Source organism: Mucilaginibacter sp. MD40, from assembly GCF_002288635.1.
GTDB lineage: Bacteria > Bacteroidota > Bacteroidia > Sphingobacteriales > Sphingobacteriaceae > Mucilaginibacter.
Window position 1 is genome coordinate 3,174,335 of the sequence record NZ_NRSW01000001.1, and the last position, 16,558, is coordinate 3,190,892.

Here is a 16,558-nt window from a genome sequence, read left to right on the forward strand (position 1 = left end):
CGACTAATAATTTTTTTTGCGCTGATAAATAAATATTTACGGATATCGGTTGGGTGTTTTTAGTACTTTGCTTCTTCCCTTCAACAATTAAAAAATATACATTTGCAACTATGCCTTACAAAGAACGCGAGATCAGTAAAATGTACTACACCATGGGCGAGGTGGCTTCCATGTTTGACGTTAACCAGTCGCTGATACGTTTTTACGAAAAGGAGTTTGATGTACTTACCCCAAAAAAGAACAAAAAAGGTAACCGCTATTTTACCCCCGAAGATATTGAGAACCTCAAGATCATTTTTCACCTCATTCGCGATAAAGGCTACACACTGCAAGGCGCCAAGGACCACTTAAAGAACGACTCCGGCAATACGCGGGATAACCAGCGGGTGATAGACTCGCTCGAGAACCTTAAAAGGTTCCTGCTCGAGGTACGCGACGAGTTGTAATCACTCAAATAAATCCTATTTTTAAGCCAGCGTATAAACCTTATCCAAACGCCGGATAATTATGATAAACAGGCACCGGGGCGAAATACCTGTTGTTTTATTGCTTTTACCGTTTATAGCCGGCATTGCTTGTGGCATTTGGAATGCCTATGAACAGCCGTACACCTGGGTTGGTATTTTACTGGCTTTACTGGCAACTGTATTTATAGCACTTAACATTGCTTATCAAACATTACGGCTTTATCATTACCGTTGGATAGGCACTTTGCTTATCATACCTATCTTATTCCTTACCGGCTTGTTATTTACGCTGAGCAGGAACGAACTTAACCATGCCGACCATTTCAGCAGGCAGCAGGCCAAATACCTGTTGGTCAATATCAACTCCGAACCCTCAGTTAAAAGTGAAGTCACCCGCTTTACCGCTGATATAGTTAGCGCTTATGATGGAAAAGCCTATCATCACACAACCGGTACGATGCTCATAGCCGTTAAGGATAAGCTTGCTACCAACCTGTTTTACGGCGAACAATTGCTGATACCTGCAAATTATTCGGCCCCCGACCCTCCTTTTAACCTAGGAGAGTTTAATTACAAGCAATATCTCGCCAATAAGCATATTCATCAACAGGCCTATTTATACCCCGGCCAATACCGGGTGTTAGGTTCCGGTAAAGGCAACCAGCTGATCAGCTACGCGCTGCAAACCCGACAGCAACTGGTAGATAAACTTCGCCATAACATGAAGGATACAACTGCGATGGCTGTAGCCTCTACCCTAATATTGGGCTACAAGGCCGATCTGAGCGCCGATGTTATGCAAACTTACGCTAAAACGGGCACTATACATATCCTCTCCGTATCTGGCGGCCATGTGGCCATACTGCTTGGCCTGTTGGTGTATATACTGGGCTTTTTACCCAATAAACAAACACGCGTATTCAAAGCTGTTATTATCCTTATGGTGATATGGGCCTACGCGGTACTCACCGGCCTTTCGCCTGCCGTATGCCGCGCCGCTGTAATGATCACGCTCATTATTGCAGGCAAAACCTACAGCCGCCAGCTAAACAGCCTAAACCTTTTAGCTGTATCGGCTTTCGTGCTACTGCTGTATGATCCCTATTTGCTCACCGATGTTGGCTTCCAATTATCCTATTTGGCCGTGGCCGGTATTTTAATTCTGCAACCTGTTATATATGGCCTTTTGAGTATCAGGAATAAATGGCTGGATAAATTATGGCTGGCCTGTTCCGTATCTGTTGCCGCGCAAGCCTTTACTTTTCCGCTCAGTTTATATTACTTTCACCAATTTCCGGCTTATTTTATAGTAAGTAACCTGCTAATTGTGCTACCGGTAGGCCTTATCATGTATGCCGGGCTATTGCTGCTTGTGCTGCCACAATGGCCCTGGGTATCTCAAGCGCTGGGATGGCTGCTGGAAAAAAGTATCCTGATGATGAATAGAATGCTCGCCTTTGTTGAGCAACTGCCTTTCGCGAGTATTAACAAAGTATGGATCACCCCTATGGAGCTGGTATTACTCAGCTGCATTGTACTAATGGTTGCCTATTTTTTATACAGCAAGAATAAAAGGGCTTTTATAGCTACAGCAATTGGCTGCTTATTATTGTTTACCAGTTTTTCTGTCAGAAAGATAAATGCTGATAACAAAAACATGGTGATATTTCTGAACGCGCGTAAACAGCAAGCCATAGTATTTAAGCACGGCGAAAAGGGTGTGGTGATCACCAATATGCAACCAGCCGATAAAGCCTTTTCTTATTCCGTACAACCCTGCCTGGATAGTATGCAGATAGAAGATTACCGGCTGCTGCCCTTTACCGCTGATGTGCATAACCCCTACCTGTTAAAGAAAGATGCTCTGGTAGCCTTTGGCACTAAAAATTCTTGCTGTTAAACGATAGCAGCCGGTTTAAGTCTATCGGTAGCGATACGGGTATTAATTATGCCTACCTCAGCGATAATGTTTGGATGGATAGTTCGGTTTCACATTTGCCGTTGATCGTTTCTGCTAACAATAGTAACGCCTATACAGAAAAAGCCAAGGCTGTGAGCCATAAAATTTATATCCTAAACCGTAACAAAGCATTGCTATTAATATCTAATTAATGTTAAATAAGCATATTTGATAAAAAAATTTTGCGCATATTTAATTACACACTAAATTGTAATCATTAAAATAAAATCATGAAGAGTAAATTATTCACAGCTGCATTGGGCGTAGTGCTTTCTGCAACAGCATTTAATGCAAGCGCTCAAAAAGCTTATAAAGAGGGCGTTATGACCATCTCATCAAACATGATGGGCCAGAACATTGAGATAAAAACGTATTTCCGTTCAGACTCAAGCGCTACCGCTTTTAATTCAGGCCCTGCTGCTATTAAAGTATTGACCGATAAAGATGCCAAATCAATGGCTATTTTGGTTGATGTACCCGTAGCGTCTATTAAAAAAGCGGCTATTGCTACCCCTGCCGAAATTGAAGAACAACAGGCTAAATTACCTGTATTCCAATTTACCCCGGGTACTGAGACTAAAGTGATCAATGGCTTTAACTGCAAAAAAGTTACCGCTAAAGACACTAAGAATGGCAAAACCTATGATATCTGGGTAACTAATGATATTTCCCTGCCACAAATTGGCGGCGCTAAAGTTTACGCGAACGCGGGCGGTGTACCTATCCAATACGCTACCTTCCAAAACGGACAATCTGCAGAGGTAACCGTAAAAAGCATTGTAGAGCAAAAAGTTCCTGCGGGTACTTTTGGCATCCCTGCTGATTTTGATAAAATTTCGCTTGATGACCTCAAAGCCATGAGCGGCGGTAACTAATTAATAGTTTACACTTAACAGAAAAAGCCACGCAAATGCGTGGCTTTTTCTGTTAAGAAACGTCCCTCATCTGCGATAAACAACGCGTTTAAAATTAAATAGGTTAATTTACCTCTTTACCCAGGCCGAGTACCCACTTGTTAAATAAAGCGCTTTCCATTTCAACAGCTTTTTGCGCGTGGTGCTGCCAATCGGGCGAAAATTGTTTCAACTGGTTGATCATTTCTTCCAGGTGGCCTTCTTCTTCCAGGATAATGGATTTTACATTTACCTTGCTGCCCGCGTTATCCAGTGCCTGCTGGTAAACCGGGTATAACTCATCGGCACGTACCTCTATGGCATAGGTAACCAGCAAATAAGCCGCGAAACGTAATTCGGCACCGCTCAAGTTCATCTCCTTTTTAAGGTAGCGACACACATCAATATCCAGCTGGTTCAAATAATTCTTGCTATGAGCAGGCGCTATCAAAAATTGCGGCGCATAGGTTGGGCAATTCCCGGGCGCGGCTTTTTCTATTTGCTTTTTCAGATAAAAAGCATGGCGATGTTCTTCCGCAGCATGTTTTAAAATGATGTAAGTAACATTAACAGTGTCTTCACTGGCCGATATTTTACGCGCGCCGGTATTCTCCATCAGCGACAGCGTATTTAACCAGCGTGCATGTAATTGGTTATCGGCTATTATCTTAGGTAATATTGTAGCTAATTCCATAATTTAAATTGTATCAAGCGCCTCTTCAATGGCGCTGTAAATGTAATCCAGTTCGGCATCAGTAATGCAATACGGAGGTAAAATGTACACGATATTGCCCAGCGGACGAAGAATAATACCCTTATCCAGAAAGAAATGGTAAAGCTTATCGCGCAAACCACTGAAATAAGAGGTATTGCCGCCCGTCTGCCATTCCAGCGCCAATATGGTACCCGTTTGGCGATAGTTAGCAATGCGTTGGTGACCTTTTATTTTTTCGGCAAATGCCCGGTGCCTGGCTACTATCCTGTCAATACTTTGTTGCGTAGCAGGATCAAGAAATAGATCTAAACTTGCCAGCGATGCGGCGCATGCCACCGGGTTAGCAGTGTAGGAATGCCCGTGAAAAAGCGTCTTCATTTTATCGTCAGATAAAAAGGCATCATATATCTGCTGCGTACAGGTGGTGAGCCCGAAAGCCATAGTGCCGCCGGTAAGCCCTTTTGAGAAGCACATAATGTCCGGCTGCGTTTGCACATGGTTACAGGCAAATGGTTTACCCGTACGGCCGAAACCGGTAAATACCTCATCATCTATCAGCAATACCCCTTCCCCCTTGCAATGCGCCATTAAAGCCTCCAGATGGCGGGCTTCATACATGATCATCCCGGCAGATCCCTGCACCAGCGGCTCGAATATAAAGCAAGCCAGTTGTGATTTTAGATCGGAGATTTGCGATTTTAGATTTTCGATGTTATCATCGGTTGGTAGGTCGATAAACTCTACCTCAAATAATAAACTATCAAAAGCCGCGGTAAAAGCGCTCCTCCCACTTACCGACATGGCCCCGAAGGTATCGCCATGATAGGCGTTTTTAAAAGCCAGTATTTTAGTGCGCTGTTCGCCTTTGTTGTGCCAGTATTGCAGGCACATTTTTATAGCCACTTCAATAGCGGTAGAACCGTTATCAGAGTAAAAAGCTTTTTTCTGATTACCGGGCAATATGGCTAATAAACGCTCGGCAAGTTCCACCGCGCCGGGATGGGTGAAACCGGCAAATATCACATGTTCGAGCTTTAACAACTGTTCGGCCACCTTCTGCGCAATATAAGGATGCGAATGGCCATGTATGTTTACCCACCAGGATGATACGGCATCAATATAACGTTTGCCATCCTCATCAAAAACACAGGTACCCTCACCTCTTACTATACCTATAGGCGGTTGTGCAGTTTGCATTTGTGTATACGGGTGCCAAATCACCCGCAGATCGCGTTCTGATAAACTCATGCGCTTTTAATTAATAGTTCTGCTACGTGTTGGTCTATCGGGAAAGTAAAGTCTTCAACCTTAAGGTCACTCAGTTTTATCCAGCGGAAAGATTGTAGAACGTCACCTTCGCCATCAAAGTCAAAAATATGGGTTTTAGTGCTAAAGCGAAGATCTGCTACCGCCCTCACCATATAATAAACACTAATGATCTGTGAATCGTTAAAAGCCGATTTTACAAAGAAATCGGTCGTGTAAAAATGATCTGTTACTTCGATCTCGGTATTACACTCTTCCAAAAATTCGCGTTTAAGGCCCTCGATCAGTCCTTCGCCATACTCCAAACCTCCACCCGGCAGTTTGGTAAAACGCATGCCCTGCTCCTGCTCATCGCTTATCAGCAACTCATTGTTATTGTTAATAAGCAAGCCGTAAACGCGTACGTTAAAAAATCCTTTACTGCTCATAGTGCTTTTTGTTCCGCATTACATTCTCTAAAGTCCATGGTATTTCCTCCCGTTTCGCTTCGCTGCGGATGGGGCAATTGGGCATACTGCAATAGTGGCAGCAATCCGGCAAGCATGGGTCGGTATGGATAAAAAACTCGGTACGGATACCGGCTTTCTCATTAATTAGTTTATCCACCAGTTTCACCTCATCATGCACGCGGTTAAGGTCGAAGTAATTGGGTAATGTAAGGTGGCAATCGATATGTAACTCATGCCCGTATTTTTGCGCGCGCAGGTTATGAATATCGATCCATTCCTCATGGCGTTGTTGACTCAATAGCTTTACCACGTCGCTAACTACGTCAAAATCGGTTTCGTCCATTAAACCGGCTACCGAACGGCGCACCAGTTTGTAACCAGTTATTACGATATATATACCTACTAAAATAGATAAGGCGCTATCCAGCCAAAGTATTTTGGTAAAATAGATGAGCAGCAAACCTACCACCAAACCGGCGCTGGTAACGGTATCTGTTAATAAATGCCGCCCATCGGCCTCTATGGTAATGGATGGGATGGATTTACCCTTTTGTACCATGTAATAGCCCAGCAAACCGTTAATGAGGCCCGTGGTACCGATGATGACAGCGCCCAATAACAGGTCGTGTATCTGCTCGGGGTTGAAAAAGCTGTAGGCCGATTTGAGGATGATAATAATCCCCGCTACACCAATTAATATACCTTCAATAAATACCGAAAAGAACTCTACCTTGCCATGCCCGTAAGGGTGGTTCTCATCGCGCGGCATCGAAGCCAGGTAGATACTGTAAAACGCGAAACCACTGGCTACCACGTTTACTATACTCTCGGCTGCATCGGTTAAAACAAAGTTGGAATTGGTTAAAAGATAGGCGCTGAACTTTAGCACCATCAAAACGATGCCGGTAACCAACGATACAAGGATGATGCGCTTTTGCTGTTTCAAAACCTGCTTTTAAATTGAGGGGCAAACTTACATAAAATTGCGCCCCGCCCTTTCTATAATTTAAAAATCACCCCAAATGTTTTGTGTAGTTACAGGCAGGTATTAAATTATGAATTTGATAATAATAACCCCACTTTGATTGCGGAAAAATGATTTTTCTATATTTGTCGCACTAACATAAATAATATGAGCGCATTAAGTAACAGGATCAACAACCTGTCAGAATCTCAAACCATTAAAATGGCAAAAATGGGCCGCGAATTGGCCGCTAAAGGTGTAGATGTGATCAGCCTTAGCTTTGGTGAACCCGATTTTCATACCCCCGAGTATGTGAAGGATGCAGCCAAGACCGCCATGGATAAGAACTTTACTTACTACACCCCCGTTGCCGGTTACCCAGACCTGCGCAAGGCCGTTGTAAAGAAGCTGAAGGATGAGAACAACCTGGATTATACTGATACGCAAATTGTAGTTTCAACCGGCGCTAAACAGGCTATTGCCAACGCGGTGCTTTGTTTGGTTAATCCCGGTGAAGAAGTGATCATCCCGACACCGTACTGGGTATCCTACTCCGAGGTGGTTAAACTTGCCGAAGGTGTAAGCGTGTTTATTGATACTACTGTTGAAACCAATTTTAAAATTACGCCAGAGCAGTTGGAGGCGGCTATAACACCTAAAACTAAATTATTCATGTTCTCATCGCCGTGTAACCCTACCGGTAGCGTGTACAGTAAAGATGAGTTGGAGGGTTTGGCGAAAGTTTTTGAGAAACATCCTCATGTGTATATCCTGAGCGATGAGATCTACGAGCACATCAACTTTATTGGTGGCCACGAATCAATAGCTCAGTTTGACAGTATAAAAGACCGCGTGGTGATCATCAATGGTTGGTCTAAGGCTTTCGCCATGACCGGCTGGAGAATTGGCTACACCGCGTCAAATAGCGAAATTGCAGCCGCTTGCGATAAAATGCAGGGTCAGATCACTTCGGGTACTTGCTCTATTACCCAAAAAGCGGGTATAGCGGCTTATGAAGGCGGCCTGGAAACCGTACATCAAATGCGCGATGAGTTCCAGAAACGCCGCGACCTGGTTTACGGCCTGCTGAAAGATATCCCGGGTGTTGAGGTGAACCTGCCGGATGGCGCTTTTTACTTCTTCCCTAACGTTACTTCATTCTTCGGCAAAAGCTATAATGGTAAGACGATCAAAGATGCCGATGAACTGTCTATATTTCTTTTAGAAGAAGCACACGTGGCTACCGTAGGTGGTGATTCATTCGGCGATAAAAAGTCTATCCGTATCTCTTATGCCGCTGCCGAAGACAAACTGGTAGAAGCTTTAAAAAGAATTAAAGCGGCCCTGGCAAAATTAGCTTAAACTTATGCATCGCAAGCTTTGGGATGCTGCATAGTTTAAAATCTGATATAAACAAGAAAGCCTTTCCGTAATGGAAAGGCTTTCTTGTTTATGGTTATCGTATTTATTACAAACCGAAGCCGTAAGCAACACGTAAACCTACTGTACCGTAATTTCTGCTCTGTCCAGAGAAGTTTTCATAACGGGCACCAATATCCCATGATTTGTTTGCCCAACCGATACCTGGAGAAGCAATTAATTTAGTTTGTTTAGGTATTTCACCTACACGGCCATCATAATCACCATAGTGGCTGGTTTCAAAACCGGCACCCAGTTCACCTGCTAAATAAATGTTTTGTGATACAAAGGCTTTCAAACCTAATTTAACCGGTACTACACCGAATGATTTTGATTCGTAACCTGAGTTAACGTCACCAGCGGCATTAATATTTTTGCCGAAGAAGTTGTAGTAACCAGAGGTTAATGTTAAAGCAAGATTGTCAGAAACACCATATTGTAACCTTGGAGTGATACCCAAACCGAAGTTAGACACATCATGGAAACGGCCTACTGGTGCCATACCATCCACACCGATACCAAAGCGCCATACGCTTTTAGGGGTAGTTTGTGCATTTGCTGCGTTTGATCCGATAAATAAAGCGGCGGCTGTAAAGGCTGCGGCTATAACTTTAGTCATTTTTTTCATTGTCGTTGTTTTTACATTTAAACTAATTGTGATACACCCCCATAAACAAATATGTTGCCAACACGGCACAATTGCCTGTAAAACCATACAACAATTTACCCTATTAAATGTTAATTTAAACACCTGTATAAGTAGTTTATATACTGAAAATCAATTTAGTTTACCATTTTTTAACAATTAAAACATATAGTTTTCATATCAACTTCAGACGGCCTGTCAACCTCAGTTATCTGTATACTTAAATAGAATTGCTGTATAGTGCTATATATACTCGCTGGTTTAATAACCTCGATTTTCATTTGTTTTTCATGCCATACCCATAGGTGCAAACAAAAAATGCCCTCCGTTTATAGAGGGCATTTTTTATTCTTATTAATTGATGTTAAGCTTGCGGATCAGTTTCCGGGTCGGGTTTGTAGTTTTTCTCCAACTCGGCCAGTTTTTCCTTGCCGTAAGCCATTTTGGTAATGATGTAGAACAACACCGGTACAATAAATATGGCTAACGATGTTGCCGCGAGCATACCGCCAAACACCGTCCAGCCAATGGTTTGCCTTGCCTGCGCACCGGCACCCGAAGCAATTACCAGCGGGAATACACCCAATATAAACGCCAGCGACGTCATGATGATCGGGCGTAAGCGCAGCCTTACGGCTTCAAGCGTGGCCTTTTCCAATTCCATCCCCCTATCTACACGTTCTTTGGCAAACTCTACAATCAGGATAGCATTCTTAGCCGCGAGACCAATAAGAGTGATTAAACCGATCTGCGCGTAAACATTGTTGGTGAGCCCCGGCTTAAACGTCAGGAATAATATCGCGCCGAATGCGCCAAGCGGCACGGCAAGTAATACCGAGAACGGTACCGACCAGCTCTCATACAACGCCGCCAGGAACAGGAATACGAAACCAATTGATAACAGGAAGATGTAAACGGTTTTTGAGCCCGATAAGATCTCCTCACGTGAAAGGCCCGAAAACTCGTAGCCATAACCTTGAGGTAAGGATTGAGCCGCTACCTCCTGCAAGGCTTTGATAGCATCGCCGCTGCTATATCCCGGCGCCGCGTTACCATTGATCTCCGCGCTACGGAACAGGTTGTAATGCGATATCAGCGGCGCGTTCTCGATCATTTTGTAACTGGTAAGCGTACTTAATGGTACCATTTCGCCAGCCTGGTTCTTTACAAAGTATTGCCCTATATTCTGGATATTGGTACGATAATTTGTATCTGCCTGCGCTACCACCCTAAAGTTACGGCCATATACCGTGAAATCATTAATATAGGTACTACCCATGTAGGTTTGCAGAGCGCTGTTTACATCAGATATTTTTACCCCGAGCTTTTTGGCCTTTTCTCTGTCAACCGTTAATTGGTAAGCAGGTGTATGGGCGGTAAAGAAGGAGAACGGCCTCGATATTTCTTTACGTTTGCCCAATTCGGCCACAAAGTTTTGCAGCGTTTTTTCAAAGTTTTTAATATCGCCGCCAGCTTCACGTTCCTGTAAGATAAACGAGAAACCGCCAGTATTACCTAAACCGGGTATGGCCGGCGGAGAAATTACAATTACATTAGCTTCCTTAAATTTCGACAAGCGCTTTTGCAATGTAGCAATTACCGAATCCTTTTGGTCTTTCACGTCTGTACGCTCATCCCAGGGTTTCAACTGCACAAATATGGTAGCACTGTTTGATTTGGTGGCAAAGTTCACCGCGTTTAAGCCGCCCAATGCCGCGAAGTGATTTATCGCAGGTACACCTTTCAGTATCTTCATCATGGAATCAAGCACCGTAACAGTACGTTCTGTTGAAGAACCTTCGGGCAAATCATAAGTTACATATATACGTCCTTCATCTTCCAGCGGAAGGAAACCTGATGGCTTACCTTTAAAAAGTAATATGGTTACCCCGATAATGACGATGAGTATGGTAATCATGAACTTGGAATGCTTGATCCCCTTATCAACCGCGCCTTTATAGCGTCCGGTGATCTTATCAAACCATACGTTAAACTTATAGAAGAATTTGTTTAAGCCTCCCGAATGCTCATCAATCTTATGCGGGCGTAACAACAGCGTACACAGCGCCGGCGTAAGCGATAGCGCGATGAAGGCCGATATCAATACCGATATAGCAATGGTAATAGCAAACTGCTGGTACAAACGGCCTACAATGCCCGGCACAAAACCTACCGGCACAAATACCGCGGCAAGGATCAACGCGATAGCGATAACCGGGGCCGATATATCACGCATGGCATGTTCGGTAGCCTCCTTCGGCGACATACCTTTCTCATCCATGTAGTGCTGCACGGCCTCTACCACCACAATAGCATCATCCACCACAATACCAATAGCCAGTACGAAACCAAACAGCGTTAAAGTGTTAATGGTGAAGCCCAACGGGATAAAGAAAATAAACGTACCCACAATAGATACCGGGATAGCCAGTACCGGGATAAGGGTAGTTCGCCAGTTTTGCAGGAATAGGAAAACAACTACCGTTACCAATAATAAAGCTATAACCAGCGTTTCTATCACCTCATGTAATGAAACTTTTACTACGGTTACAGATTCAAAAGGCACTACATAGTCAATATCAGCAGGGAAAGCCTTTTTAAGCTCGTTCATGGTAGCTACCACATTATCGGCAGTTTCCAGCGCGTTACTGCCCGGTGCCTGGTAGATCAACAGGTACGATGCACGTTTGCCATCAACAAACGAGTTACCTGAGTAATTGAACTTACCTAATTCTACACGTGCAACGTCTTTTAGGTGTACGATCTCGCCTGTAGATGGGATGGTTTTAATTACAATATCCTCAAACTCCGATTTATCAACCAAACGGCCTTTCACCAATACGGTATATTCAAAAGTCTGGCCTTTCATCTGTGGTGTGGCACCTACCGTACCCGCCGCTACCTGCGCGTTCTGCTCCTGCAATGCGCCGGTAACATCTGTAGCGGTAATACCCAGCGCGGCCAGTTTATCGGGCTTAAGCCAAATACGCATACTAAAATCATCGGCACGGGTAAACACGTCGCCCACACCTTTGGTACGCAAAAGGGCGTCCTTAATAAATACGTTGGTATAGTTATCAACAAAAGTTACGTTGTGGCTGCCCTGAGGCGAATACATGGCTACCAGCATCAGGATACTGGGGTTACGTTTACGTACCACCAAACCCAGGCGTTGTACCTCCTGCGGCAAAGTAGGCTGGGCAATACCCACGCGGTTTTGCACATCAAGGGCGGCTATATTAATATCGGTACCCACCTCAAAGTTCACGGTCATGCTCATCTGGCCGTTACCTGTACTGTTACTTTGCAGGTAGGTCATGCCCGGTGTACCGTTCACCTGTACCTCTACAGGTGTGGCTACCGTTTGCTCTACAGTGAGCGCGTCTGCGCCGGTGTAGTTACCTGTTATTTGTACCGTTGGCGGTGTAATATCCGGGTACTGCGCTATAGGGAGGTTGCTGATGGCCAGCGTACCCACAATAAGTATCACTAATGATATTACTATAGCGGTAACCGGCCTTCGTATAAAAGTATCTGCGATCATTGCTCTTTCTTTTCGGTAGTGTTACGGATTCTTCATCCGCTGCATTACTTGTTTACTTTGTTATCAAAATTATTTACCCTGAGCGCCCTGCTTGCCGCCCGCGCCACCCTGGCCTGCGGCACCGGGTGCTCCTAAGGTTATACGGCCCTTGTCGCGCAAGCGCTGGAAACCTTCGGTAATTACCTGCTCGCCGGGTTCAATACCGCTCATGATCACCACGTTGCTTTGTACGCGTGGGCCAAGCTTTACCTTGCGCTGCTCGGCTATGGTATCTTTAGCGATAAACACAAAAAACTCACCCATTTGCTCGGTAATAGATTTGTAAGGGATCTGTATACGATCGCCCGAGTCGTTATTTAACACATGCAATACACAGCTCATACCATCACGCAACTGGTCGGTTGGGTTAGGGAATTGTACCCTTACCTTAATGGTACCTGTCTGGTCGCTCACCCCGCGGTCAATAGCGTAAATTTTGCCGGGCTGGTTATATACAGAACCATCGGGTAGTTGCAGCCTGAAGGTGGTATCATTAGTGGTTTTTTGCAGTTTATAAAAGCGGTTAATATCCTGCTCGTTAATTACTACATCAACGCCCATAGGGCTATCTGCCGAGATGGTGTTTAACAGCGTAGTGCCCGGAGTAACCTGCGCGCCCAACTTAACCTGTGATATACCGATGCGGCCCGTAAAAGGCGCCCTGATAGTGGCATAAGAAAGATCTGTAGCGGCTGAGGCTACACCCGCTTGTGCTACTGCTACCTGGCTTTGGGCGGTTTGGTAAGTAGCCGAAGCCTGGTCAACCGTTTGGCGGGCAACCGCGTCGCTTTTCAGCAGCATATTATAACGGTCAATATCCTTTTGCGCTTTTACCAGGTTAGCTTTGGCGCTTAGCAGGTTAGCTTTGGCCTGCTGGTAAGCGGCCTCATATTTACGCCTGTCAATCTCATACAAAGGAGCGCCTTTTTGCACTATGCTGCCTTCTTTGAAAAATATGCCGGTAATAAAGCCCGATACCTGGCTACGCAGTTCTGTAGTGTTAAGGGCTACAACGGTACCCTGGTAGTCATCGTAATAAAGCGCGTCGGCCTTTTTAGCTTCTATAACATTTACGGATGTTGGCGGCGGCGCTGCATTTTGCTTGTCAGATTTACTCTTACAGGCGGCTACCGACAATATTGCCAGTGTTCCAATGCAGTATAAGTATCTATTTTTCATTATGATATATTGTCTCGTTATGCGTGTGAGTTATTATGTAATATTAATATTCTGTAGGCAGCGTACCCAATGCCCTTTGCACATCAATCTTGCTTGACAGCAACTGGAACAGCGCGTTATAAAAGTTAAGTTCAGCGGTACGCAGATCGGCCTGCGCCACAATCACGTCCAGATAGGTTTTTATCCCCTCGCGGTACTGCAGGTTAACCACGTTATATACATCTGTTGCCAGCTGTACGTTCTCGTTAAGTGTTTTCCAGTTATAATAGGCGCTTTTATAATTGGCAAGGGCCTGGGTGTATTCGGTACTGATAGCGTTACGACTGTTGATGAGATCAAGATCGGTACGCTCTACCTGTAAACGGGCCTTTGCTAAATTCTGTAAACGTTTACCGCCCTGGAAAATAGGTATAGTTAATGATAAGCCTGCAAATGATGTCGGAAAGGCATCGTTATATAATTTGGAGAAATTATCATTAAAGTAGGTGAGGTTGTAACCACCCACAGCAGAAAGGGATGGTAAAAATCCCCACTTATAATAGGATACATTAACGTTTTGCAAGTTTTTGGTGCTTTGCAACAGGCGATACTCCACACGGTTAGCATAATTAAGCGCCTGGTTGGTATCAATCATCGCTTCGGTTTGCAAACGGGCAGAGTCATAAGATAGTACCAGTTGGCGGTTAGGGTTAAAACCCATCACCTGTTTTAAATAGGCCGACTTACTCTTGATGGTTTCTTCGGTTTGCTTTTGTGAAGCCAGCGCATTGTTAAGCGATATAGTAGCTTGCTTATAGTCGGTTTTATCAACTACGCCGGCCTGGTAGCGCGCATAGGCATCCTTTAAACTCCGGCGAAGACGAACGATATCCTCCTTGATGATATCCAATTGCCTTTGAGACAGCAGCACATCATAAAACGCTTTACTTACGTCTGATACGAGGCTGATCTTAAAGCTTTCGGTGTTTTCTTTATAATATTGTCTTGAATATTTAGAGGCGCGTTTTGCCTGCAAAACATCGTTATTGTAGATCACCTGGCTTGCCGACAAGCCCAAGGTTGAGGTGTTGTGAGCTATAGCCAGGTTTTGTTGCGTAACACCCGTACCTGTTCCTGTACCTGTACCGCCGGTTCCTGTGCCTGTACCACCTCCAACTCCGGTTGACGTGCCCGCGCCAACAAATGCAGGCCGTTGAAAGTAATGCTGGTACTGACCATTAGTAGTTACCTGCGGCAACCAGGCAGATAGTGCTATACCAATATCTCTTTCGTTAATTTGTTCATCAATATTTGCCTGTTTAAGCTGAGGCTGGTTACGCAGCGCGAATTGTATGCTTTGCTGCAGGGTAACAACTGCCCTCCCTGTGTCGGGATTGGCCTGCGCAAAAAGGCTTAATGGTGAAAATAATGCTATATTAACAATAAAAATGTATCTGATACTTTTCATAAGTGCTTAGATGCGAACTTTTAAAACGAAAATCGGCTGTAAAGGTTTACACGATTTTTCTCCCGTTTTGTGTATGAGTCGGCGAATATGGCACTAATCAAATTTAATAAGGAACGGGCAACAGAAATTTTACGGTTTTAGGAGATTAAGATGATAATTGACACTATTTTTCAACTTTTTCAAACAAATTGCAAAATAGTGATGGTGAATAAACAAAAAATTTAATTAATTTGCCTGATAGAAGTGTGTTAAGCACATGTTAAGCATGTGTGTAAAAAAATTACATTCATAATGCCGTGGGTTCACATATTCATGGTATTTTTACAAAAAATTTAAGCAGTGTTTATAAATGGTTAAAAAGTTACACGAGAAGATTGCTCAGTTCCAGGATGCAAATATGATCAGGGCACAGGGCCTGTATCCTTTTTTCAGGCCTATCGAGTCTGGTCAGGATACTGAAGTGATGATTAATAATCAGCGTGTTTTAATGTTTGGTTCAAACTCGTACCTGGGTTTAACCAATCATCCTAAAATAAAAGAAGCAACAAAAAAAGCTATTGATAAATACGGCTCTGGTTGTGCCGGTTCGCGTTTTTTGAACGGTACGCTTGATATTCACATCGAGTTGGAGAACCGCCTTGCCAAATACGTTAACAAGGAAGCGGCTGTGCTATTCAGCACCGGTTTCCAGGTTAACCTGGGCGTACTATCATGCATAACGGGTCGTAACGACTACCTGATACTTGACGAGTATGACCACGCCTCTATTATTGACGGCACGCGCCTCTCGTTCTCAAAAACCATTAAATATGGCCACAACGATATGGCCGACCTGGAGCGCAAACTGAGCATTTTGCCGGAAGAAGCCGTTAAGGTTATTGTGGTTGATGGTATCTTCAGCATGGAAGGCGACATTGTTAAACTGCCTGAAATTGTTGAACTGGCCGATAAATACGGCGCCAACATTATGGTTGACGACGCGCACAGCCTTGGCGTTATCGGTAAAAACGGCGCGGGTACCGCTTCGCACTTTGGCTTAACCGATAAGGTTGACCTGATCATGAGCACCTTTAGTAAATCATTAGCATCATTAGGTGGTTTCATTGCTGCCGATTATGATACTATTGATTACATTAAGCACCGCGCACGTTCCTTAATGTTCAGCGCCAGCATGACACCTGGCTCGGTAGCCAGCGTGCTTGCCGCCCTTGATATTATTGAATCAGAGCCTGAGCGTATACAGAAGCTGTGGGATAATACCAATTATGCCATGAAGCTCCTTACCGAAGAAGGCTTCGACATCGGCGCTACTGAAAGCCCGATATTGCCTATCTACATCCGCGATAATTCAAAAACCTTCCTGGTAACCAATTACCTGCAAAAAGCCGGTATATTTGTTAACCCGGTAGTATCGCCTGCTGTTCCGTCAGATTCATCGCTGTTACGATTCTCGCTCATGGCTACCCATACCTTTGAGCAAATTGATGAAGCGGTTGATAAACTGATACAAGCTTGCAAAGCCGCCGGCGTAGATACCATAAAAGAAAAAATACAATAAAAAATATTCACC

Annotated in this window: 13 protein-coding genes; 5 read left to right on the forward strand and 8 right to left on the reverse strand. The window is 44.2% G+C overall.

Annotated features, from left to right (window positions below):
• Positions 1-110 precede the first annotated feature (110 nt).
• The 3 genes from CKK33_RS14265 to CKK33_RS14280 all read left to right on the forward strand — a co-directional run bounded on the left by CKK33_RS14265 (position 111) and on the right by CKK33_RS14280 (position 3,302).
• Positions 111-446: a MerR family transcriptional regulator gene (locus CKK33_RS14265; RefSeq protein ID WP_095704749.1), complete on the forward strand. Its 336-nt coding sequence runs from the start codon at positions 111-113 to the stop codon at positions 444-446.
• Positions 447-507: 61 nt separating this feature from the next.
• Positions 508-2,367, forward strand: coding sequence for a ComEC/Rec2 family competence protein (locus CKK33_RS14270; RefSeq protein WP_095704750.1), 1,860 nt, complete (start codon positions 508-510; stop codon positions 2,365-2,367).
• 290 nt (positions 2,368-2,657) lie between these two features.
• The gene (locus CKK33_RS14280) at positions 2,658-3,302 is read left to right on the forward strand and encodes a DUF4412 domain-containing protein (RefSeq protein ID WP_095704752.1); all 645 of its coding nucleotides are present in this window, start codon (positions 2,658-2,660) and stop codon (positions 3,300-3,302) included.
• 103 nt (positions 3,303-3,405) lie between these two features.
• Here the strand turns inward: CKK33_RS14280 and CKK33_RS14285 are convergent, their stop codons facing one another.
• Genes CKK33_RS14285 through CKK33_RS14300 form a run of 4 tightly spaced genes read right to left on the reverse strand, consistent with a single transcriptional unit; the run spans position 3,406 to position 6,696 of the window.
• A complete protein-coding gene (locus tag CKK33_RS14285; RefSeq protein ID WP_095704753.1) occupies positions 3,406-4,014 on the reverse strand; it encodes a hypothetical protein in 609 nt (202 codons plus the stop codon).
• A gap of 3 nt (positions 4,015-4,017) precedes the next feature.
• A complete protein-coding gene (gene bioA / locus CKK33_RS14290) occupies positions 4,018-5,283 on the reverse strand; it encodes an adenosylmethionine--8-amino-7-oxononanoate transaminase (RefSeq protein WP_095704754.1) in 1,266 nt (421 codons plus the stop codon).
• Positions 5,280-5,729 carry an NUDIX domain-containing protein gene (locus CKK33_RS14295; protein ID WP_095704755.1) on the reverse strand — a complete coding sequence of 150 codons (450 nt, stop codon included), beginning with the start codon at positions 5,727-5,729 and terminating at the stop codon, positions 5,280-5,282. Before CKK33_RS14295 ends, bioA begins: the two co-directional genes overlap by 4 nt.
• Positions 5,719-6,696, reverse strand: coding sequence for a cation diffusion facilitator family transporter (locus CKK33_RS14300; RefSeq protein ID WP_095704756.1), 978 nt, complete (start codon positions 6,694-6,696; stop codon positions 5,719-5,721). The genes CKK33_RS14295 and CKK33_RS14300 overlap by 11 nt, the downstream gene beginning before the upstream one ends.
• Before the next feature lie 186 nt (positions 6,697-6,882).
• On the opposite strand from CKK33_RS14300, the gene CKK33_RS14305 reads away from it, so the two are divergent.
• The gene (locus CKK33_RS14305) at positions 6,883-8,076 is read left to right on the forward strand and encodes a pyridoxal phosphate-dependent aminotransferase (RefSeq protein WP_198952475.1); all 1,194 of its coding nucleotides are present in this window, start codon (positions 6,883-6,885) and stop codon (positions 8,074-8,076) included.
• 106 nt (positions 8,077-8,182) lie between these two features.
• Here the strand turns inward: CKK33_RS14305 and CKK33_RS14310 are convergent, their stop codons facing one another.
• The 4 genes from CKK33_RS14310 to CKK33_RS14325 all read right to left on the reverse strand — a co-directional run bounded on the left by CKK33_RS14310 (position 8,183) and on the right by CKK33_RS14325 (position 14,988).
• Positions 8,183-8,761, reverse strand: a complete 579-nt coding sequence (locus CKK33_RS14310) for a hypothetical protein (protein WP_095704757.1) — start codon at positions 8,759-8,761, stop codon at positions 8,183-8,185.
• Positions 8,762-9,143: 382 nt separating this feature from the next.
• Entirely contained in the window at positions 9,144-12,323 is a 3,180-nt protein-coding gene (locus CKK33_RS14315; RefSeq protein WP_095704758.1) for an efflux RND transporter permease subunit, read from the reverse strand.
• Positions 12,324-12,392: 69 nt separating this feature from the next.
• Positions 12,393-13,541, reverse strand: coding sequence for an efflux RND transporter periplasmic adaptor subunit (locus tag CKK33_RS14320; protein WP_095704759.1), 1,149 nt, complete (start codon positions 13,539-13,541; stop codon positions 12,393-12,395).
• A 43-nt stretch (positions 13,542-13,584) separates the two neighbouring features.
• Complete coding sequence (locus tag CKK33_RS14325; protein WP_095704760.1) at positions 13,585-14,988, reverse strand: TolC family protein; 1,404 nt, start codon at positions 14,986-14,988, stop codon at positions 13,585-13,587.
• 349 nt (positions 14,989-15,337) lie between these two features.
• Here CKK33_RS14325 and CKK33_RS14330 point away from each other — a divergent pair, with 349 nt between their 5' ends.
• Positions 15,338-16,546 carry a pyridoxal phosphate-dependent aminotransferase family protein gene (locus tag CKK33_RS14330; protein WP_095704761.1) on the forward strand — a complete coding sequence of 403 codons (1,209 nt, stop codon included), beginning with the start codon at positions 15,338-15,340 and terminating at the stop codon, positions 16,544-16,546.
• Positions 16,547-16,558: the final 12 nt, after the last annotated feature.

Bases quoted from the DNA above. Each gene is read 5' to 3' on its own strand.
- CKK33_RS14265 (WP_095704749.1), top strand. From the start codon at position 111: ATGCCTTACAAAGAACGCGAGATCAGTAAAATGTACTACACCATGGGC.
- CKK33_RS14270 (WP_095704750.1), top strand. From the start codon at position 508: ATGATAAACAGGCACCGGGGCGAAATACCTGTTGTTTTATTGCTTTTA.
- CKK33_RS14280 (WP_095704752.1), top strand. From the start codon at position 2,658: ATGAAGAGTAAATTATTCACAGCTGCATTGGGCGTAGTGCTTTCTGCA.
- CKK33_RS14285 (WP_095704753.1), bottom strand. From the start codon at position 4,014: ATGGAATTAGCTACAATATTACCTAAGATAATAGCCGATAACCAATTA.
- bioA (WP_095704754.1), bottom strand. From the start codon at position 5,283: ATGAGTTTATCAGAACGCGATCTGCGGGTGATTTGGCACCCGTATACA.
- CKK33_RS14295 (WP_095704755.1), bottom strand. From the start codon at position 5,729: ATGAGCAGTAAAGGATTTTTTAACGTACGCGTTTACGGCTTGCTTATT.
- CKK33_RS14305 (WP_198952475.1), top strand. From the start codon at position 6,883: ATGAGCGCATTAAGTAACAGGATCAACAACCTGTCAGAATCTCAAACC.
- CKK33_RS14310 (WP_095704757.1), bottom strand. From the start codon at position 8,761: ATGAAAAAAATGACTAAAGTTATAGCCGCAGCCTTTACAGCCGCCGCT.
- CKK33_RS14315 (WP_095704758.1), bottom strand. From the start codon at position 12,323: ATGATCGCAGATACTTTTATACGAAGGCCGGTTACCGCTATAGTAATA.
- CKK33_RS14320 (WP_095704759.1), bottom strand. From the start codon at position 13,541: ATGAAAAATAGATACTTATACTGCATTGGAACACTGGCAATATTGTCG.
- CKK33_RS14325 (WP_095704760.1), bottom strand. From the start codon at position 14,988: ATGAAAAGTATCAGATACATTTTTATTGTTAATATAGCATTATTTTCA.
- CKK33_RS14330 (WP_095704761.1), top strand. From the start codon at position 15,338: ATGGTTAAAAAGTTACACGAGAAGATTGCTCAGTTCCAGGATGCAAAT.